A 19,011-nucleotide genomic window follows, 5' to 3' on the forward strand; every position below is an offset into this window, starting at 1 on the left:
CTGACATCAGCCGTGCAGTCCGCACTCGGTCTTCGACTGGCCCGCCCAGCGGCCGCTGCGCGGGTCCTGGCCCGGTGCCACGCGGGCCGTGCAGGGCGCGCAGCCGATCGAGAGGTAGCCGATCGAGACCAGCGGGTTCTCGAGGATCCCGTGCTCGTGGATGTAGCCGTTGAACTCGTCGTCGGTCCACGCCGCGATCGGGTTGATCTTCACCAGGCCGTTGCGGTCGTCCCAGGTGACGATCGGGGTGTTCGCGCGGGTCGGCGCGTCCACCCGGCGGACGCCGGTGACCCACGCCGAGTAGCCGGCCAGCGTCTTGCGCAGCGGCACGACCTTGCGCAGGTTGCAGCACAGCGTCGGGTCGCGGTCGTGCAGCTTCGCGCCGTACTCGGCGTCCTGCTCGGCGACGCTCTGCTCGGCCTGCGCGTTGACGATGCGCACGTTCGGGTAGACGGCCTGCACCGCGTCGCGCGTGCCGATCGTCTCCGGGAAGTGGTAACCGGTCTCCAGGAACAGAACGTCCACATCGGACTTCGCCTTCGTGGCGAGGTCGATCAGCACGGCGTCCTGCATGTTGGACGCGACGATGAAGTCGTCGCCGAACGTGTCGACGGTCCAGCGGATCGCCTCGTCCGCGGTCGCGTCCGCGAGCTCCTTCGAAGCGCGTTCGGCGAGGGTCTTGTAGTCGGCTGTGGCGGTCATCGGGACACCTCCGGAAGGGACAGTCCGAGGAACTTCACCGAGAAAACCCGGCGACAGGCGGAACACAGCCAGCCGCCGTTCTCTTCCGGGCGCAGGTCCTCGTCGCCGCAGTACGGGCAGTAGAACGGCGTCGCTCGCTCGGTGGACGTCACTGCAGGACGCTCTCTTCGGCGCGCGCGGCCCACTGCGGGAAGCGTTCGCCGGGCTCACGTCCGGCGATGTAGGCGCGCACGACGCGTTCGACGTACCCGGTCAGTTCCGACGCGGTCACCTTGTGGCCGCGCAGCTTCCGCCCGAACCCGGCGTCGAGGCCCAGGCCGCCGCCGAGGTGCACCTGGAAGCCCTCGACCTGGTTGCCGTCGGCGTCGGTGACGATCTGGCCCTTGAGGCCGATGTCCGCGGTCTGGATCCGCGCGCAGGAGTTGGGGCAGCCGTTGAGGTGCACGCTGACCGGGGTGTCCAGCTGGGCCTGGATGTCGGCGAGCGACTTCTCCAGGTCGGCGACCAGCTGCTGCGCCCGGGCCTTCGTCTCGACGATGGCGAGCTTGCAGAACTCCAGCCCGGTGCAGGCCATCACGCCGCGCCGCCACGGCGACGGCTTGGTGTCGAGGCCCAGCTCGGCCAGCTCCGCCTGCAGCGCCGGCACCCGTTCTTCGGGGACGTCGAGCACGACGAGCTTCTGCTGCGGCGTGAGCCGGACCCGCTGCGACCCCGCCCGCTCGGCGGCCTGGGCGACGGCGACGAGCGTGCCGCCCGAGACGCGCCCGGCGATCGGTGCCGCGCCGACGTAGAACTTGCCGTCGACCTGCGGGTGCACGCCGACGTGGTCGATCGGCTGCGCGGGCGTCTCCGGGGCCGGGCCGTCGATCAGCTCGCGCTTGAGGTACTCGTCCTGCAGGACCTGGCGGAACTTCTCGGCACCCCAGTCCTTGACCAGGAACTTGATCCGGGCGCGGGCGCGCAGCCGCCGGTAGCCGTAGTCGCGGAAGATCGAGATGACGCCTTCCCAGACGTCCGGGACCTCGTCGCGCGGGATCCAGGCGCCGAGGCGCTGCCCGATCATCGGGTTGGTGGACAGGCCGCCGCCGACCCAGAGGTCGAAGCCGGGGCCGTGCTCGGGGTGGTTCACCCCGACGAACGCGATGTCGTGGATCTCGTGCGCGACGTCGGACTGGCCGGAGATGGCGGTCTTGAACTTGCGCGGCAGGTTCGAGTACGCCGGGTCGCCGATGTAGCGGCGCTTGATCTCCTCGATCGCCGGCGTGCCGTCGATCACCTCGTCGGCGGCGATGCCCGCGACCGGCGAGCCGAGGATGACGCGCGGGCTGTCGCCGCAGGCTTCCATCGTGGTCATGCCGGACTTCTCGAGCTTGTCCCAGATCGTCGGCACGTCCTCGATCTGGATCCAGTGGTACTGGATGTTCTGCCGGTCGGTGATGTCGGCGGTGTCCCGCGCGTGCGTCTGGGAGATCTCGCCGAGCACCGTGAGCTGCTCGGTGGTCAGCGCGCCGCCGTCGAGCCGGACGCGCAGCATGAAGTAGCGGTCGTCCAGCTCCTCCGGCTCCAGCGTCGCGGTGCGGCCGCCGTCGATGCCGGGCTTGCGCTGGGTGTAGAGGCCGAACCAGCGGAACCGGCCGCGCAGGTCACCGGGGTCGATCGCGTCGAACCCGCGGTGGGCGTAGATGTTCTCGATCCGCGCCCGCACGTTCAGCGGGTTGTCGTCCTTCTTGGACCGCTCGTTCGGGTTCAGCGGCTCCCGGTAACCGAGCGCCCACTGCCCTTCGCCGCGCTTCTGCTTGACGCGCGCGGGGCGGGCGGGGGTGTCACGCGTGGGCGAGGCCATGGGGGCGTCCTCCGAGAGGCTTTTCGTGGCACCGGAGGACGCGAAGACACAGTCCCTCCGGCGCCCGCTGTCCGAAATTCGTGGCAGGTGGTGGTGATCGGGCGTCAGCGAACGGGCACGCAGAGGGCACTGGCGACCCGCAGGAGGTCGACGTGGCGGCGCGCCACGAGGAGAACACCGGCAGAAGTCACGCGCTCAGCGTGCCACGCGTCCACAATGTGGTCCAGCGGCGCCCGGATGGTGGGAGAAGGGTCACTAGCCAGGGAGAATGCGGTCGATCAGCAGGCCCACCACCTGCGCGTCCGAGTACCCGGAGAACGCCTCGGGCAGTGTCAACCGCTCGACGGTCAGCCCGGTCAGGGCCAGATAGAGCAACAGGACCTCGTCACGCCCGCCGGGCAGCCCGGCGGCTTCGTGGAACCCGACGCTGAGCTCGAAGCTCTCGCGCACGGTCGCGGTGAGCGCCGCCGCCAGCTCCGGCCGCCGGTTCGCCTCCAGCCGCAGCTCCAGCAGGGCGAGGTAGGCGCTGCGGCGGGTGGTCAGCCGGGTCATCAGGTCGCCGAGCAGCGCGGTGACCCGGTCCGTCGACGGCGGTTCCGAGCGCGGGTCGGCCAGGACCTCGTCCGCCGCCGCGAGCCGGACGTGCACCCGTTCGCCGGCCTCGGCCAGCAGCCGGTCGCGGTCGCGGAAGTAGTTGGACGTGGTCCCCGGCGGGACCCCGGCCTCGGTGTCGACCGCGCGGTAGGTGAGCCCGCGCGCGCCGTCCCGGGCCAGCACTTCGACGGCCGCGTCGGTCAGCGCGGTCCGCCGTTCCGTGTTCTGCCGCACGCGAAGTCCTCCTTGCCCGATTTAAACCACTACGATTAGAGTACTACGAACACAGTGGTTTGAACGAGAGGGTCCGGGGATGCAGGTCAAGGGGTTCGGGGCGGGGTACCTGGTCGACGACGTCGCCGCGACCACCCGCTTCTACGCGGACGTCGTCGGGCTGGCCGTCACGGTCGAGCTCGGCTGGTTCGCCAGCGTCAACGCCGGGGCGCCCGGCTACGAGATCAGCTTCGTGCAGCGAGGGCACGAGTCCGTGCCGGCGGGCTACCGGGCGCGGGAGACGGCCGGGCTGATGTTCGGGCTCGTCGTGGAAGACGCCGCGGCCGAGGCCCGGCGCTTGTCCGAGGCCGGCGTCGAGCTGGTGACGCCGGTCGTCGACGAGGTCTACGGGCAGCGGCACTTCTACGTCGCGGACCCGAACGGCGTGCTGCTCGACGTCATCGAGATGATCCCGGCCGACCCGGAGTGGGCGGCGGCGAACGCGCCGGCTTCGTAAGCGGCGTTAACCCGACCGAGCCTCGGCCGTGGCGGGGTGGACAATCGGGGGGTGCCCGTGCTGCGTCCCGACCCCGCCACACCGATCGACCCGGCGTTGCCGGAAAGCGCGCTGAAGGGCCTCGGCAGCAGAGCGTTCGGCGTCTACGTGCACGTCCCGTTCTGCGCTACCCGGTGCGGCTACTGCGACTTCAACACCTACACCGCGGGCGAGCTGGACTCCGGCTCGTCGCCGGAGTCGTGGCTGGAAGGCCTGCGCCGCGAGCTGGAGCTGGCCGCGCGCGTGCTGGTCGTGCCGCCCACCGCGGAGACGGTCTTCGTGGGTGGCGGCACGCCGTCGCTGCTCGGCGCGGACGGCCTGAAGTCGGTGCTCGACGCCGTCCGCGACGTCTTCGGCCTGGCACCCGGGGCCGAGGTGACGACCGAGTCGAACCCGGAGTCGACCTCGCCGGAGTTCTTCGCCGGGATCCGGGAGGCGGGCTACACGCGGGTGTCGCTGGGCATGCAGTCCGCGGCGCAGCACGTGCTCAAGATCCTCGACCGCGTGCACACGCCCGGGCGTCCGGTGAAGGCCGCCGCCGAAGCGCGCGCGGCCGGGTTCGAGCACGTGAACCTGGACGTGATCTACGGCACGCCCGGCGAGCGGAGCGAGGACCTGCGGGCGACGCTGGAGGCCGTGCTGGCCGCCGGGGTCGACCACGTTTCGGCGTACGCGCTGATCGTCGAGGAGGGCACGGCGCTTGCCCGCCGGGTGCGCCGCGGCGAGCTGCCGGCACCGGACGACGACGTGCTGGCCGCGGACTACGAGATGATCGACGCGACCCTGTCGGCGGCCGGCCTGCGCTGGTACGAGGTGTCGAACTGGGCCGCGACCGACGCCGCCCGCTGCCGCCACAACCTCGCCTACTGGCGCGGTGACGACTGGTGGGGCGCCGGTCCGGGCGCGCACAGCCACGTCGGCGGGGTGCGCTGGTGGAACGTCAAGCACCCGGCGCGCTACGCGGCGCTGCTGGCCGCGGGGGACTCGCCCGCGGGCGGGCGCGAGGTACTCACCGACGACGACCAGCACCTCGAACGGATCATGCTCGAACTCCGCGTCGCCGAAGGACTCCCGCTCGACGTCCTGGACGCACCGGGCCTGGCCGAAGCCCGCGCGGCGGCGGCCGAGGGCCTGCTCGACCCGTCCGCTCTGGACTCCCGCGGCCGCGCGGTGCTGACCGATCGCGGACGCCTCCTGGCCGACGGTGTCGTCCGCCGGCTCGCGGGCTGAGCCGGTGGTGGTGCTCGGCCGGTGGCGGATCGGGGAAATGAGCGCCTGGGACCGCGACGCGGTCGACCTGGCCGGGCCGGGTTTCCGGGCGCGGCCGTTCGTCGTCACGGAGGAAACGGACGGGTGATGAGCGAGTACCAGTACTACGAGTTCCTGGCGATCGACCGCCCGCTGAGCGATGCGGAACAAGCCGCGGTCCGGTCGCTGTCCACGCGGGCGACGATCACCGCCACCAGCTTCGTCAACGACTACCACTGGGGAGATTTCCAGGGCGATCCGCACCTGCTGGTCGAGCGCTACTACGACGCGCACCTGTACCTGGCCGACTGGGGTACCCGCCGCGTGATGCTCCGCCTGCCGGGTGCGCTGCTCGATCCCGGCGTCGTCGAGGATCACCAGGTGGACGGCTACCTCCACGCCGGACACGTGGGCGAGTTCGTCGTGGTCGACTTCATCAGCGAGGACGACGCCGACGACATCGACTACGACCCCGACACCCTGCTGCCGGAGATCGCCGGAGTTCGCGCCGAGCTCGCCGGCGGAGATCTCCGGCCGCTCTACCTCGCCTGGCTGGCGGCCTACGGCAACTGGGAACGCGACGAAGAGGCCTTCGACCGTGCCGCCGACGGCGATCTCGAACCACCGGTTCCGCCGGGGCTCGGCTCGCTGACCGCGGCGCAGCGGGCACTGGCCGGCTTCCTCCGCCTCGACGACGACCTGCTCGCGATCGCGGCGCAGGCCCCGGCTGTTCCCGTCCCGGCTCGCCGGACCGTGGCCGAACTGCTCGACGGCGCGGCCCGCCGGCGAACCGGCCGCCGGTCCTCCCGGGCATAAATCTCCGGCCCACGTCGTTACTTGCATCAAGCAACGACGTTGGAGGAGGGGCCATGGCGCGCGCGATCAGGTTCGGCGAGTACGGCGATGTGGACGTCCTGCGGGTGGAAGACGTCCCGCGCCCGGCGCCCGGACCGGGCCAGGTGCTCGTCGAGGTCCGCGCGGCCGGGATCAACCCGGGAGAGATCTCGATCAGACGCGGCCTGCTGCACGACCGCTGGCCGGCGACCTTCCCGTCAGGGCAGGGCAGTGACTTCGCGGGTGTGGTCGCCGAACTCGGTGAAGGCGTCGAGGAGATCGAGGTCGGCGACGAGGTCATCGGCTTCGTCCACGACCGGTCCAGCCAGGCGGAGTTCGTCGTGGCGCCGGCGGAGAACCTGACGCCGCGTCCCGACGGCGTGTCGTGGGAGGCGGCCGGTTCGCTGTACGTCGCCGGCGCCACCGCCTACGCCGCGGTGCGCGCGGTCTACCCGCGCGAAGGCGAGACGGTCGTCGTCTCGGGGGCCGCGGGCGGCGTCGGCTCGCTGGCCGTCCAGCTGGCGAAGCTGTCCGGTGCCACCGTGATCGGCCTCGCGAGCGAAGCGAACCACGCGTGGCTGCGCGAGCTCGACGTGGTGCCGGTCGAGTACGGTGAGGGCGTCGAGGAGCGGATCGAGAAGGCCGCGCCGGACGGCGTCCACGCGTTCATCGACACCTACGGCGACGGTTACGTCGACCTGGCGCTGCGGCTCGGCGTGTACGCGGGCCGGATCAACACGATCATCGACTTCGCCGCGGCGGAGAAGTACAACGTCAAGGCCGAGGGCAGCATGGCCGCGTCGACGGCGGACGTCCTGCGCGAGCTGGCGACCCTGATCGCCAAGGGCCTGCTGGAGGTGCCCGTCGCGAGCGTGTACCCGCTGGCCGAGGTGCAGGACGCCTACCGCGAGCTGGCCCAGCGCCACACGCGCGGCAAGATCGTCCTGGTGCCCTGAACCCTCACGTGTTCCTGGCCGCGACCACCTTCAGGCCGGCCAGGAACACGTCGAGTGCGAAGTCCAGCCGCTCGGTGGCGGTCTCTTCGGTGAAGAACTCGCCCATCCGCAGCATGTTCGGGAACGCGTCGGCCGGCAGGGACTGCATGTACGCCAGCATCTGCTCGCCGCGCTCGGAGACGTCGTCGGCGTCGATCTCGCCCCACGTCCAGCCGCTCGCTTCGTACGCGTACGCCTTGGCGTAGAGCGAAAGCGCGTCACCGGCGAAGCTCGCCTGCTTGAGGTCCAGTCCGCCCGCGCGAAGCAGCTTGAGCATCGCTTCGCCCTGGTGCAGTGAGCTGGGATTGACCGGCACCGCGATGTTCCACGCCACCCGCGCGATGCCCGGGTGCGCGACCATCGCGTCGATCTGCGCGTGCACCAGGTCCTTCACCTGCTCGTCCCAGCGCGCCGGGTCGGGCTCCGGCAGCGGCAGGTCGCCCAGGACGGCGTCGAGCATCAGCTCCGCCAGCTCGTCCTTGTTCGACACGTGCGCGTAGAGCGACGCGGGTCCCGTCTCCAGCTCCTGCGCGACCCGGCGCATGGTCACCGCGTCGAAACCCTCCTTCGCCAGGATCTCCAGCGCCGTCTTCACGACGAGCTCCTGCGAGAGCGCGGGCTTCGCGGCGCGACGGCGCGGGGCCCGGCGCCACGGCGGCGGGGGAACGGTCAACGAGCACCTCCTGTTCACGGACGTCACGAACACTGTACTTGACGCGAACGGCGTTCGTATGTAGAACGGTGTTCGTAAGACGAACAGCGTTCGACAAAGGGGATCCCATGACCACGACCACCGTGGATACCGACGTCCGCGCCGTGCTGGACCGGCTCACCCGCGCCTGGAACGACGGCGACGCCACCGCGTACGGCCGCCTCTTCACCGAGGACGCGGACTACATCACCTTCTTCGGGCTGAACATGCCCGGCCGGGCCGCGATCGAGAGCGGCCACCGCGCGCTCTTCGAAGGGCCGCTGAAGGGCTCGAAGCTGACCGGGAACCTCGGCGCCGAGACCAAGGTGCGGTTCGTCCGCCCGGACGTCGCCGTCGCCGTGGTGGGCGGCGGCTCCTCGCTCGGCGGGGGTGAGACCGCCGACGCGGGCCGCGAATCCACCGTCAGCTTCGTGCTGGTCGAGGAAGGCGGCGAGTGGCTGATCACGGCGTTCCAGAACACCCGCGTCGCGGATCCGCGCGGGTGAAAGCGCTTGCGGAGGCGGCCGGGGTGGTGCCCCGGCCGCCGGGTGAGGTGTTCGAGCGGCTGCGTGTGCGGCTGACTTCGGGCGGGTATCCGATGCGCGTGGAGGTCGACGCCGATCGCGGTTTCGTCGCCGTGCAGGGCGGCTGGTGGTACCGCGGCGAGTACCGCGTGACCGCCGATCCGGGCGGGGCGCGTGTCGAGCACCGGGTGGTCAACGCGGCTTCCCGGGGGCGGTGGGGCGTGCCGCTGGCCAACCGGTTCTTCCTCGGGTTCCGGGCGCGCACGGCTGACGCTTTCGCTCGGCTGCTGGAAGAACTGGGGCGGCCCGATGGCCCGGATGCGCTTCTGGCGCGTAGGGTGAGTTAGGCAAGCCTTAGTACGGAGCAAGGAGATGGCCGATGGCCGAAGCACCCCGCCGGTCCGGACGGCCCGCGGTGAAGCTGCGTGTGCTGCGCACCGAGCGCCTCACCCCGCACATGATCCGGATCGTCGCGGGCGGTGACGGCATCAAGGACTTCGCGCCCAACGCGTTCACCGACGCCTACGTGAAGGTGCTGTTCAAGGTGCCCGGCGTCGCGTACCCGGAACCGTTCGACGTCCAGGAGATCCGGGCCACCCTGCCGCGCGAGCAGTGGCCGCGGATGCGGTCCTACACCGTGCGGGGGTTCGACCCGCAGGCCGGCGAGCTGGTCTTCGACTTCGTCCACCACGGCGACGAGGGCATCGCCGGCCCGTGGGCGGCCGCGGCGAAGCCGGGTGACGAGCTGCTGCTGTCCGGTCCTGGCGGGGCGTACGCGCCGGGCGCGGAGGCCGACTGGCACCTCCTGGCCGGTGACGAGAGCGCCCTGCCGGCCATCGCGGCGTCGCTCGAAGCGCTCCCGCCCGGCGTTCCGGCGCAGGCCGTGATCCTGGTCGAGGACGAGAGCGAACAGCAGGCGCTGGTCACGAAGGCGGACGCGCAGATCACCTGGCTGCACCGCGCGGCGGGCGGCGACGTCGCCTCGGCGGTGCGGGCGCTGCCGTGGCGCGAAGGCGTCGTCCAGGCGTTCGTGCACGGTGAGGCGGGCTTCGTCCGGGAGCTGCGCCGGTATCTGCTCGACGAGCGTGGCGTGCGGCGTGAGCTGCTGTCGATCTCGGGCTACTGGCGCGTCGGCAAGGACGACGAAGCCTGGCGCGAAGAGAAAGCGGCCGAGCGCGCGCGGGAGAAGTAACCTCGCTGCATGGAACTCAAGGTGGACGTCGACCCGGCCGAAGCCGGCTTCGACGCGGCGCGGCTGAAGCGGATCGACGACCACTTCGCCCGCTATGTCGACAATGGACGGTTGCCGGGCTGGCTCGCGGTGGTGAGCAGGCACGGCAAGCTGGTGCACGTCGGCAGCGGCGGGCAGCGGGACGTCGAGGCCGGGCTGCCGGTCGAGCCGGACACGCTCTGGCGGATCTTCTCGATGACCAAGCCGATCACGTCGGTCGCCGCGATGATCCTCGCCGAAGAGGGCCTGCTCGAACTGGACGACCCGATCTCGCAGTGGCTGCCGGAGTTCGCGTCGCCCCAGGTGTACGTCAAGGGTTCGGCGCTCAAGCCGCTGACCGAACCGGCGACGGGCCCGATCCGGGTGTGGCACCTGCTGACGCACACGGCGGGCCTGACGTACGGCTTCCACCACGGCCACCCGGTGGACGCGATCTACCGCGCGGCGGGCTTCGAATGGGGCACACCGCCGGGCCTGGATCTGGCCGCGTGTTCCGAGCAGTGGGCGAAGCTGCCGCTGCTGTTCCAGCCCGGGGCGGAGTGGAACTACTCGATCGCGACGGACGTCCTGGGCCGCGTCGTCGAGGTGGTGTCGGGGCAGCCGCTGGACGAGTTCTTCCGGTCGCGCATCTTCGGCCCGCTGGGCATGACGGACACGGGCTTCTTCACGACGGACACCGATCGCCTGGCCGCGCTGTACATCCCGGACCCCGCCACCGGCGGCATCGCGCGCAACGACGCGTTCGGAGCGCTGGGCAAGTCCCGCCCCTCGTGCCTCTCGGGCGGCGGCGGCCTGGTGTCGTCGGCCGCGGACTACTGGCGTTTCACGGAGATGCTGCTGAACGGCGGGGTACTGGACGACGTCCGGCTGCTGTCCCCGCGAACGGTGTCGCTGATGGCGAGCAACCACCTGCCGGGCCACGTGGACCTGGAGGCGTACGGCCGGCCGCTGTTCGCGGAGATGCCCTTCGACGGCCACGGTTTCGGTCTGGGCTTCTCGGTCTTGGAGGACCCGGTGAAGGCCCGGACTCTGGCTTCTGCCGGGGAGTTCGCCTGGGGCGGCGCGGCTTCCACCGCGTTCTGGGTGGACCCGGAGGAGGACATCACGGTGGGGTTCTACACGCAGCTGCTGCCTTCGAGCACCTATCGGCTGCGGCCCCAGCTGCGGCAGCTGGTTTACCAAGCACTGGTGGACTGAGACGGGTCGTGAGTGGGAAACAGTGTTAGAACACTGTTTCCCACTCACGAGGTGGTCAGCCGAACGGGCCCTTGTCCGGCAAGCAGACCGTGCCCCGCGCCGGGAGCGCGCCCGTCAGGAAGTACGTGTCCAGCGACTTGTCGACACACGCGCTCTTGCCGCGGGAGCCGTGGCCGTATGTGTCGAGGGTCAGCAGGCGCGCGTTCGCCAGCAGCTTCTCCGTTCGCTGCGCTCCGTCGTACGGGGTTTCCAGGTCGCCCTGCCTGTTCGCCAGCAGGAGGATCGGCGCCGTCGGGTGGTTCCACGGGCCGGTGTAGCGGCCCGTGTCCGTGACGTCCCAGCTCGCGCACGGCAGTGTCTTGTAGACGTCGTACGGGCCGAAGCCGCGGCCGATGCGGTCGGCCGCACGGGCGTAGCCTGCCCAGACCGCCGGGTCGTGCGGGTTTTCCGCGTCCGAGCACAGGGTTGCGCCGCCGCCCAGCATCGAGTCGACGTCCGGGGGACCGCCGGCGATCACCGGCGCCGGAGATGCAGGGTCCGCCAGCGCCGTCAGGAACGCTGCCAGTTGCGGGGCCGCTTGGGCGTCCGTCAGGTAGTTGTGGATCTGGGCGATCGCGCTCTGGTAGGTGACGACGACCTGGTGGCCCGCGGTGTCCGTCACCGTGATCGGGCCGGTGGCCAGGCGATCGAGGATGGCGGAATAGTCGAAGGTGCAGCGGTCGGCGCAGGCGTCCAAAAAGGACTGCAGCGCCCGCGGGCCGTCGACGTAGCCGGCCAGGCGGTAGCTCATCGGGCCCGGGCCGGTCGCCCAGCGGGACGGGTCGTCGACCGCGTCCAGGGCCAGCGTGCCGACGCGGCCGGGGAACAGGTTCGCGTACGTCTCGCCGATGTACGTGCCGTACGACTTCCCGTAGTAGCGCAGCTTCGCTTCGCCGAACGCGGCCCGCAGCCGGTCGAGGTCGCGGGCGATCGTGCCCGTCGACAGGTGGTTCGCCAGCGGGCCCGCGTTCTGCTCGCACAGGTCCGTGACCGTCCGGGTGTCCGCGATCTGCTGCTGCTCGGCCGCCGGCGTCAGCGGGAACGTGCCGAGCGCTCGCTGGAGCACCTCCAGCTGCGACGGGTCGGTGAAGCAGTGGATCTTCGAGCTCGCCCCGACGCCGCGCGGGTCGATCCCGACGATGTCGTAGCGAGCGTGCAGCGCCGGTGTCAACGCCGGGGCGAAGCGGCCCGACGAACCCGGGCCGCCGGGGTTGTAGAAGATCGTGCCCAGCTTGTGGGCCTGGTCGGTGGCGGGCAGGCGGCCGATCGCCACCGAGGCCGTGCCGGCCGAAGGGTCCTGATAGGACAGTGGGACGTCGAGCCGGCCGCAATCGTACCCGCTCGGCGACCCGGCCGGGCAGGGTTCCCAGACGATTCCGGCGGGGCTCGCCGACGCTGCGGGCGCACTCAAGGCCACCACACCCGCCGCGGCCCCCAGAGCCAGCACAGCACGGAGTTTCGGAGATTTCATCCGCCGATCGTCCCGCCGCCGGGACCGGGGGCGCGCTGGTGCGCACCCCCGGAACCGGGGTAGGGCAGGCCCTACGCGGTCAGCTTCGGGATGATCTGTGACCCGTACGACGCCAGGGTCGCCTCGCGGTCGTCGTGCATCAGGTACAGCGAGAACTGGTCCACACCCAGCTCCGCCAGTTCCTGCAGCCGGGAAACGTGCGCCGACGCCGGGCCCAGCAGGCAGAACCGGTCGACGATCTCGTCCGGGACGAACTCCGTCGACGGGTTGCCCGCCTTGCCGTGGTGGCTGTAGTCGTAGCCCTCCCGCTCGCGGATGTAGTCGGTCAGTTCCTTCGGCACCGCACCGGAAGAGCCGTACCGTGCGACCAGGTCCGCGACGTGGTTGCCGACCATCCCGCCGAACCAGCGCAGCTGCTCGCGCTGGTGCGCCAGGTCGTCGCCGACGTACGCCGGGGCCGCGACGCAGATCGTGATGCCGCCCGGGTCGCGCCCGGCCGCGCGCGCCGCGTCCCGCACCGCGCCGATCGTCCAGCGCGCGATCGCCGGGTCGGCGCACTGCAGGATGAAGCCGTCGGCGTGCTCGCCGACCGTCTTCAGCGCCTTCGGCCCGTACCCGGCCATCCACATCTCGAGCCGGCCGTTGCGGATCCACGGGATCTGCACGGTCGTCTCGTTCATTTCCACCGCCCGCCCCTCGGCGAGCTCCTTCACCACGTGCATGCAGTCGCGCACGGTGGCCAAAGTGGACGGTGGCTTCCCGACGACCCGGTGCGCGGAGTCGCCGCGGCCGATGCCGCAGACCGTCCGGTTGCCGTACATGTCGTTCAGCGTGGCGAACGTCGACGCCATCACCGACCAGTCACGCGTACCCGGGCTGGTCACCATCGGCCCCACGACCAGCGACGACGTCGCGGCCAGGATCGCCGAGTAGATGACGAACGGCTCCTGCCACAGCACACAGGAGTCGAACGTCCAGCCGTAGCGGAACCCGGCGTCCTCGGCGTCCTTCATCAGCCGCACGACGTCCCGCGCGGGCGGGTCGGTCTGCAGCACGATCCCGAAGTCCATACCCACCTCAGTTCAGGTACTGGTTCAGCGAGCGGGACAGGAACTTCCCGTGCGACGTCGACCCGGTGAACCCGTCGGGCGAAACGACGACGCGCCCACGGGACAGGACCGTGTGCACGCGGCCGGTCAGCTCGAACCCTTCGTAGGCCGAGTAGTCCACGTTCATGTGGTGCGTCTCGGCCGACAGGGTCTGGGTCGCCGCGGGGTCGTAGACGACGATGTCGGCGTCCGAACCCGCGGCGATCACGCCCTTGCGCGGGTACAGCCCGAACATCCGCGCCGGCGTCGCCGAGCACGTCTCGACCCAGCGCCCGAGCGTCAGCTCACCCGCGACGACGCCCTGGTGCAGCAGGTCCATCCGGTGCTCGACCCCGGGCATCCCGTTCGGGATCGCCCGGAAGTCACCGCGGCCCAGCTCCTTCTGGTCCTTGAAGCAGAACGGGCAGTGGTCGGTCGAGACCACGGACAGGTCGTTCGTCCGCAGGCCCCGCCACAGGTCGGCCTGGTGCGACTTCTCCCGCAGCGGCGGCGACGCGACGTACTTCGCACCCTCGAAGTCCGGCTTGGCCAGGTCCTCAATGGACAGGTAGAGGTACTGCGGGCACGTCTCGGCGAAGACGTTCTGCCCGTCGTTACGCGCTTCCGCCACGGCCGCAAGCGCTTGCGACGCCGAGAGGTGCACGATGTAGAGCGGCGAGCCGGTGACCTTCGCGAGCTGGATCGCCCGTGACGTCGCTTCGCCCTCCAGCTCCGGCGGCCGGGTCAGGCCGTGCTGCACCGGGTCGATCTTGCCGGCCTCGAACGCCTGCGCGGCCAGCTGGTCGATCGCGATGCCGTTCTCGGCGTGCATCATGATCGTGGCGCCGATCTCGCGCGCCTTCTGCATGGCCAGCAGGATTTCGCCGTCGGTCGAGTAGAACACGCCCGGGTAGGCCATGAACATCTTGAAGCTGCCGACGCCGGCGTCGACGCAGGCCTCCATCTCCTTCAACGACTGGTCGTTGACGTCGGAGACGATCATGTGGAAGCCGTAGTCGATCGCGCAGTTGCCGTCCGCTTTGGAATGCCACTTGTCCATCGTGGACAGCAGCGAGGTCCCCTTGGCCTGCACGGCGAAGTCGATGATCGTCGTCGTGCCGCCCCAGGCCGCGGCCGTGGTGCCGGTCGAGAACGTGTCGACCGAATGCGTGCCGCCGAACGGCATCTCCATGTGCGTGTGCGCGTCGATCCCGCCGGGCAGCACGTACTTCCCGGTGGCGTCGATCGTCTCGTCGCCGGTCAGGGCGCCGGGCGCACCGACGGCGGCGATGGTCTCGCCGTCCACCAGCACGTCCGCCAGGAGCGCACCCGACGGCGAAACGACCTGGCCGCCCTTGATGAGCGTGGTCATCAGGCCTCCGTGAGGGGGCCGTAGGTGTCCGGCCGGCGGTCGCGGTAGAACGCCCACAGGTCCCGGACCTCGTCGAGCAGCGTCATGTCGAGGTCGCGGATGACGACCTCGTCGTCGGTGTCGGAGGCGGCGTCGCCGATCAGCTGGCCGCGCGGGTCGGCGAAGTACGTCTGGCCGTAGAAGTCGTTGTCGCCCAGCGGTTCCACGCCGACGCGGTTGATCGCGCCGACGAAGTACTCGTTCGCCACCGCGGCCGCCGGCTGCTCCAGCCGCCACAGGTACTGCGACAGGCCGCGGCTGGTCGCCGACGGGTTGAACACGATCTTCGCCCCGGCCAGGCCCAGCGCCCGCCAGCCCTCCGGGAAGTGCCGCTCGTAGCAGATGTAGACGCCGATGCGGCCCACGGCGGTGTCGAACACCGGGTAGCCCAGGTTCCCGGGCCGGAAGTAGAACTTCTCCCAGAAGCCCTTGACCTGCGGGATGTGGTTCTTGCGGTGCTTGCCGAGGTACGTGCCGTCGGCGTCGATCACCGCGGCGGTGTTGTAGTACACGCCGGGCTGCTCGACCTCGTACATCGGCACGATCAGCACGACGCCGTGGCGCTCGGCGACCTCCTGCATGAGCTTGGTCGTCGGCCCGTCGGGGATGCCCTCAGTGTAGGAGTAGAACTCGGTGTCCTGCACCTGGCAGAAGTAGGGGCCGTAGAACAGTTCCTGCAGGCAGACGACCTGGGCGCCCTGCGAGGCGGCGGTGGCGATGTGGTCGACCGCCGCCTTGATCATGGACTCCTTGTCACCCGTCCACCGCTGCTGGATCAATCCGGCTCGGACGACGCTCACTTGCTTCCTCCTTGGTTGACGAACGGGACAGGGCGGCGAAGACGACGAACGCGCCGACGAAGCCGACCACCCAGTTGTAGTCGTAAAGCGGCTTGAGGAACGGGATGAGCCCGCCGTCGGGGAACGGTCCGCCATAGGCACCGCCGACCGAGAGAACGGCTCCGACCAGCGTCGCGACCAGCGCGCGCCAGTTCCAGCCGCCGCTGAACCAATACACCCCATCGGGTGTGTAGAGGTCCTTCAGCTTGAGCTTCGTGCGGGCGATCACCCAGTAGCCGGCGACGAGCACGCCGGCGACCGCGCCGAGCAGGCCGCCGTAGAAGCCGAGCCACGCGAAGATGTAGATGTTCGGGTCGGAGTAGAGCCGCCACGGCTGGATCAGGATGCCGATGACACCGGTGATCCCGCCGCCGACCGCGAAGGTGATCTTCTTCGGGAAGGCGTTGGAGAAGTCATAGGACGGGCTTACGACGTTGGCCGCGAGGTTCGCCGAGATCGTCGCGAGCACCAGCGCGACCAGCGCGACGACGACCACGACCGGGCTGGTGAACTTGTCGGCCAGCTGTGCCGGGTCCCAGATGTCCTCGCCGTAGAGCACGTGCCCGCCCGACGTGGTCAGGATGGCGACGATCGCGATGAACGTCATCGTCGTCGGCAGGCCGAGGATCTGGCCGCGGACCTGCTTGCGCTGGCTGCCGCCGAAACGCGTGAAGTCCGGCATGTTCAGCGACAGTGTCGACCAGAACGCGATCATCGCCATCAGCGACGGCGCGAACACCTTCCAGAAGTCCGGGCCCCAGCCGAGCTTGCCGCCGTCGGACAGGATCGGGCCGAGCCCGCCCGCCTTGACCAGCACGTACCCGAGCAGGATCAGGAAGCCGACCGACACGAGCGGCGCCGTCCAGTTCTCGAACCGGCGGACCGCCTCCATGCCGCGCCAGATGATCAGCATCTGGCCGATCCAGAAGACCACGAACGACAGCCAGAGCGTCCAGTGCTGCCCGGCGATCTCCGGCGCGTCCCGCCACCCCGAGCCGAGCAGGCGGCCGAGGATGACGTAGATGGCCTCGCCGCCGACCCAGGTCTGGATGCCGAACCAGCCGCAGGCGATGAACGCCCGCAGCAGCGCGGCCAGGTTGGCGCCGCGCATTCCGTAGAACGCGCGGGCGAACACCGGGAACGGGATGCCGTACTTCGTGCCGGCGTGGCTGTTGAGCAGCATCGGCGCCAGCACGACCAGGTTGCCGATGGTGATGGTGATCAGCGCCTGGACCCAGTTCATGCCGAGCGCGATCAGCGACGCGGCCAGGGCGTAGCTGGGGATGTTGTGCGCCATCCCCATCCAGAGCGCGAAGTAGTTGTAGGTGGTCCAGGTCCGTTTCGCAACGGGGACGGGTGCCAGTTCTTCGTTGAAGAACCGGCTGCCTTCGAGAGACCCGACGTCACCGGGATCGAGTTCGACCCGGCCGTCGTCGTGCACGCGCTGGTCTGCGGGTGTCGGCGCCATTGCGGAATCCTGCGCGTCCGCCCACGGCGGCGGCAACGGCAGAGTGTTCACTCTTCGGCGGCTAGGAGTGCAGACTGTCGATTGCGCGAACGGCCGTCGGAGTGCATGACCTGCGTCACACGATCGGCGGTCACATTCCGGCAAAGTGCGTGAAACCTCTCCCCGGGCATCTCCACACAGGATCTCCACACTTCGCGCGAACCGTCTCCACCTCCGGTGCCTAGAGTCGGCGCCATGGAACTGGGTGGGCGGCGGGTGCTGGTCGTCGAGGACGACGTCACGATCGCCGCGTCGATCGTGGCGCGGCTGCGGGCCGAGGGGTTCACCGTGGAGGTCGCCCACGACGGGCCGGCGGCCGTCGAGGCCGAGGCGTCCTGGGAGCCGGACCTGGTGGTGCTGGACGTCATGCTCCCGGGCTTCGACGGCCTGGAGGTCTGCCGCCGGATCCAGGGCCGCCGTCCGGTGCCGGTGCTCATGCTGACCGCGCGCGCCGACGAGACGGACATGCTGGTCGGGCTCGGCGTCGGCGCCGACGACTACCTCACCAAACCGTTCTCGATGCGGGTGCTGACCGCCCGGGTGCACGCGCTGCTGCGCCGGGTCGAGCGGTCGGCGTCCGGTGGGGCGGGCGCCCGGATCGTGCTCGGCGACCTCGAGATCGACGTCGACCAGCGGCGGGTCGCCCGGGCGGGGGTGGCGGCGCAGCTGACGCCGATCGAGTTCGACCTGCTGGTGCACTTCGCGCGGCGGCCGCGAGTGGTGCAGCCGCGGGAACGGCTGCTGTCGGAGGTGTGGGACTGGGACGTCCACGGCACGTCCGCGGCCACCCGGGCGGTGGACAGCCACATCAAGGCGTTGCGCCGGAAGCTCGGCGCGGACCTGATCCGCACCGTGCACGGCGTCGGCTACGCGCTGGAGGCGGGATCGTGAAGCGGATCGTCGTGAAGGTCGCCGAGCTGCTGCCACGGCCGCTCGACCGCGTCCGGTCGATCAAGCTGAAGCTGGCGATCCTGATGGTGGCCTCCGGCGGCGTCGCGTTCGCCTTCTTCAACTGGCAGATCGGCTGGCTGCCGCCGAAGACGACGATCACCGCGGTGGTGCTGGCGCTGGTGCTGTCGCAGGTGCTGGCGCACGGGATGACCCGGCCGCTGCGCGAGATGACCGGCGCGGTGCGGGCGATGGCGAAGGGCGACTACACCCGCCGCGTGCGCGCCACCACGCGCGACGAGGTGGGCGAGCTCGCGCAGGCGTTCAACCTGATGGCGGGCGATCTCGGCGACGCCGACCGGCAGCGGCGCGAGCTGATCGCGAACGTCTCGCACGAGCTGCGGACGCCGATCACGGCGCTGGGCGGGGTGCTGGAGAACCTGGTGGACGGCGTCGAGGAGCCGGACCCGGCGACGCTGAAGACGGCGCTGCAGCAGACCGAACGGCTGGCGACGCTGGTCGAGGAGCTGCTGGACCTGTCGCGGCTGGACGCCGGGGCGATTCCGCTGCACAAGACGTCGTTTTCGCTGTCTCCGCTGTTGTCGGAGGCGGTCTCCGAGGCGGCGCTGGTGCGCGGGGTGAGCTTCGAGGTGTCGGTCTCCCCGGCGGACGCGGTGGTGACGGCCGACCGCGGGCGGCTGTTCCAGGTGGTGGCGAACCTGCTGGAGAACGCGGCCCGCCACGGCCCGGCGGGCGGCGTGGTGCGGGTCGTGGCGGAGCTGCGGGTCGGCGAGGTGCGCATCGAGGTGTGCGACGAGGGCCCGGGCATCGCCCCGGCCGATCGCACGCGGGTGTTCGAGCGCTTCACGCGCGGCGAGCGCCCGACGGGCGGCGGCACCGGGCTGGGCCTGGCAATCGCGCGGTGGGCGGTGGAACTGCACGGCGGGACGATCGGCGTGGTCGAGCCCGTCGAAGGCACCGACGGCACCGGTGGCCGGATCCGGGTGACGCTGCCGACGAGCTGAGCCGCCGGTGTCGGGGGTTGGGAACCGGGTTGTAAAACCGGTTTACCCCAAACCCCCCCGGGGGCGCCCGGGGCGGGGTATTTTAGGAACATAAACCCCCCCACGACAAAAAACC

At 70.6% G+C, this 19,011-nt stretch carries 21 protein-coding genes; 10 read left to right on the forward strand and 11 right to left on the reverse strand.

Annotation, left to right across the window (positions count from 1 at the left end):
* Nucleotides 1–6: 6 nt before the first annotated feature.
* From ACGFMK_RS12045 to ACGFMK_RS12065, 5 genes are all read right to left on the reverse strand, one after another.
* Nucleotides 7–702 carry a phosphoadenylyl-sulfate reductase gene (locus tag ACGFMK_RS12045; RefSeq protein ID WP_392761017.1) on the reverse strand — a complete coding sequence of 232 codons (696 nt, stop codon included), beginning with the start codon at nt 700–702 and terminating at the stop codon, nt 7–9.
* Nucleotides 699–854 (reverse strand): Insertion element protein, encoded by a 156-nt coding sequence (locus tag ACGFMK_RS12050; protein WP_323335927.1) that lies wholly within the window; start codon nt 852–854, stop codon nt 699–701. Before ACGFMK_RS12050 ends, ACGFMK_RS12045 begins: the two co-directional genes overlap by 4 nt.
* Nucleotides 851–2,545 (reverse strand): nitrite/sulfite reductase, encoded by a 1,695-nt coding sequence (locus ACGFMK_RS12055; protein ID WP_392761020.1) that lies wholly within the window; start codon nt 2,543–2,545, stop codon nt 851–853. Before ACGFMK_RS12055 ends, ACGFMK_RS12050 begins: the two co-directional genes overlap by 4 nt.
* A 104-nt stretch (nt 2,546–2,649) precedes the next feature.
* Nucleotides 2,650–2,760, reverse strand: a complete 111-nt coding sequence (locus ACGFMK_RS12060) for a putative leader peptide (protein ID WP_392761022.1) — start codon at nt 2,758–2,760, stop codon at nt 2,650–2,652.
* A gap of 40 nt (nt 2,761–2,800) precedes the next feature.
* Nucleotides 2,801–3,373: a TetR/AcrR family transcriptional regulator gene (locus tag ACGFMK_RS12065; RefSeq protein ID WP_392761025.1), complete on the reverse strand. Its 573-nt coding sequence runs from the start codon at nt 3,371–3,373 to the stop codon at nt 2,801–2,803.
* Between the two features lie 79 nt (nt 3,374–3,452).
* Between ACGFMK_RS12065 and ACGFMK_RS12070 the strand changes: the two genes are divergently transcribed.
* From ACGFMK_RS12070 to ACGFMK_RS12085, 4 genes are all read left to right on the forward strand, one after another.
* Nucleotides 3,453–3,869, forward strand: a complete 417-nt coding sequence (locus tag ACGFMK_RS12070) for a VOC family protein (protein ID WP_392761027.1) — start codon at nt 3,453–3,455, stop codon at nt 3,867–3,869.
* A gap of 36 nt (nt 3,870–3,905) precedes the next feature.
* The gene (gene hemW, locus ACGFMK_RS12075; protein WP_392761030.1) at nt 3,906–5,138 is read left to right on the forward strand and encodes a radical SAM family heme chaperone HemW; all 1,233 of its coding nucleotides are present in this window, start codon (nt 3,906–3,908) and stop codon (nt 5,136–5,138) included.
* Between the two features lie 126 nt (nt 5,139–5,264).
* Nucleotides 5,265–5,972: a hypothetical protein gene (locus ACGFMK_RS12080; RefSeq protein ID WP_392761033.1), complete on the forward strand. Its 708-nt coding sequence runs from the start codon at nt 5,265–5,267 to the stop codon at nt 5,970–5,972.
* A gap of 53 nt (nt 5,973–6,025) precedes the next feature.
* Nucleotides 6,026–6,946 (forward strand): NADP-dependent oxidoreductase, encoded by a 921-nt coding sequence (locus ACGFMK_RS12085; RefSeq protein ID WP_392761036.1) that lies wholly within the window; start codon nt 6,026–6,028, stop codon nt 6,944–6,946.
* Between the two features lie 4 nt (nt 6,947–6,950).
* On the opposite strand, the gene ACGFMK_RS12090 is transcribed toward ACGFMK_RS12085, so the two are convergent.
* A complete protein-coding gene (locus ACGFMK_RS12090; protein ID WP_323335916.1) occupies nt 6,951–7,658 on the reverse strand; it encodes a TetR/AcrR family transcriptional regulator in 708 nt (235 codons plus the stop codon).
* Nucleotides 7,659–7,765: 107 nt separating this feature from the next.
* Here ACGFMK_RS12090 and ACGFMK_RS12095 point away from each other — a divergent pair, with 107 nt between their 5' ends.
* From ACGFMK_RS12095 to ACGFMK_RS12110, 4 genes are read left to right on the forward strand one after another with little or no spacing between them, the layout of a single operon-like run.
* Nucleotides 7,766–8,182, forward strand: coding sequence for an SgcJ/EcaC family oxidoreductase (locus tag ACGFMK_RS12095; RefSeq protein WP_392761039.1), 417 nt, complete (start codon nt 7,766–7,768; stop codon nt 8,180–8,182).
* Nucleotides 8,179–8,547 (forward strand): hypothetical protein, encoded by a 369-nt coding sequence (locus ACGFMK_RS12100; protein ID WP_392761041.1) that lies wholly within the window; start codon nt 8,179–8,181, stop codon nt 8,545–8,547. The genes ACGFMK_RS12095 and ACGFMK_RS12100 overlap by 4 nt, the downstream gene beginning before the upstream one ends.
* A 32-nt stretch (nt 8,548–8,579) precedes the next feature.
* On the forward strand, nt 8,580–9,392 hold the full coding sequence (locus ACGFMK_RS12105) for a siderophore-interacting protein (protein WP_392761044.1): 813 nt from the start codon (nt 8,580–8,582) through the stop codon (nt 9,390–9,392).
* A 9-nt stretch (nt 9,393–9,401) separates the two neighbouring features.
* Complete coding sequence (locus ACGFMK_RS12110) at nt 9,402–10,628, forward strand: serine hydrolase domain-containing protein (RefSeq protein WP_392761047.1); 1,227 nt, start codon at nt 9,402–9,404, stop codon at nt 10,626–10,628.
* A gap of 55 nt (nt 10,629–10,683) precedes the next feature.
* On the opposite strand, the gene ACGFMK_RS12115 is transcribed toward ACGFMK_RS12110, so the two are convergent.
* From ACGFMK_RS12115 to ACGFMK_RS12135, 5 genes are all read right to left on the reverse strand, one after another.
* On the reverse strand, nt 10,684–12,138 hold the full coding sequence (locus ACGFMK_RS12115; protein ID WP_392761050.1) for an alpha/beta hydrolase: 1,455 nt from the start codon (nt 12,136–12,138) through the stop codon (nt 10,684–10,686).
* A 71-nt stretch (nt 12,139–12,209) separates the two neighbouring features.
* Entirely contained in the window at nt 12,210–13,208 is a 999-nt protein-coding gene (locus ACGFMK_RS12120) for a TIGR03842 family LLM class F420-dependent oxidoreductase (RefSeq protein ID WP_392761052.1), read from the reverse strand.
* A gap of 7 nt (nt 13,209–13,215) precedes the next feature.
* Nucleotides 13,216–14,598, reverse strand: a complete 1,383-nt coding sequence (hydA, locus tag ACGFMK_RS12125; protein WP_392761054.1) for a dihydropyrimidinase — start codon at nt 14,596–14,598, stop codon at nt 13,216–13,218.
* Nucleotides 14,598–15,380: a nitrilase-related carbon-nitrogen hydrolase gene (locus ACGFMK_RS12130; RefSeq protein ID WP_392761085.1), complete on the reverse strand. Its 783-nt coding sequence runs from the start codon at nt 15,378–15,380 to the stop codon at nt 14,598–14,600. Before ACGFMK_RS12130 ends, hydA begins: the two co-directional genes overlap by 1 nt.
* Nucleotides 15,381–15,390: 10 nt before the next feature.
* Nucleotides 15,391–16,944: an NCS1 family nucleobase:cation symporter-1 gene (locus ACGFMK_RS12135; RefSeq protein WP_392761057.1), complete on the reverse strand. Its 1,554-nt coding sequence runs from the start codon at nt 16,942–16,944 to the stop codon at nt 15,391–15,393.
* A 234-nt stretch (nt 16,945–17,178) separates the two neighbouring features.
* Here ACGFMK_RS12135 and ACGFMK_RS12140 point away from each other — a divergent pair, with 234 nt between their 5' ends.
* Together ACGFMK_RS12140 and ACGFMK_RS12145 are read left to right on the forward strand one after the other, a co-directional pair.
* Nucleotides 17,179–17,874, forward strand: coding sequence for a response regulator transcription factor (locus ACGFMK_RS12140; protein WP_392761059.1), 696 nt, complete (start codon nt 17,179–17,181; stop codon nt 17,872–17,874).
* Nucleotides 17,871–18,896, forward strand: a complete 1,026-nt coding sequence (locus ACGFMK_RS12145) for an ATP-binding protein (RefSeq protein ID WP_392761062.1) — start codon at nt 17,871–17,873, stop codon at nt 18,894–18,896. Before ACGFMK_RS12140 ends, ACGFMK_RS12145 begins: the two co-directional genes overlap by 4 nt.
* Nucleotides 18,897–19,011: the final 115 nt, after the last annotated feature.

The sequence above is a fragment of the Amycolatopsis sp. NPDC049252 genome (assembly GCF_043197175.1).
Taxonomy (GTDB): Bacteria; Actinomycetota; Actinomycetes; order Mycobacteriales; family Pseudonocardiaceae; genus Amycolatopsis.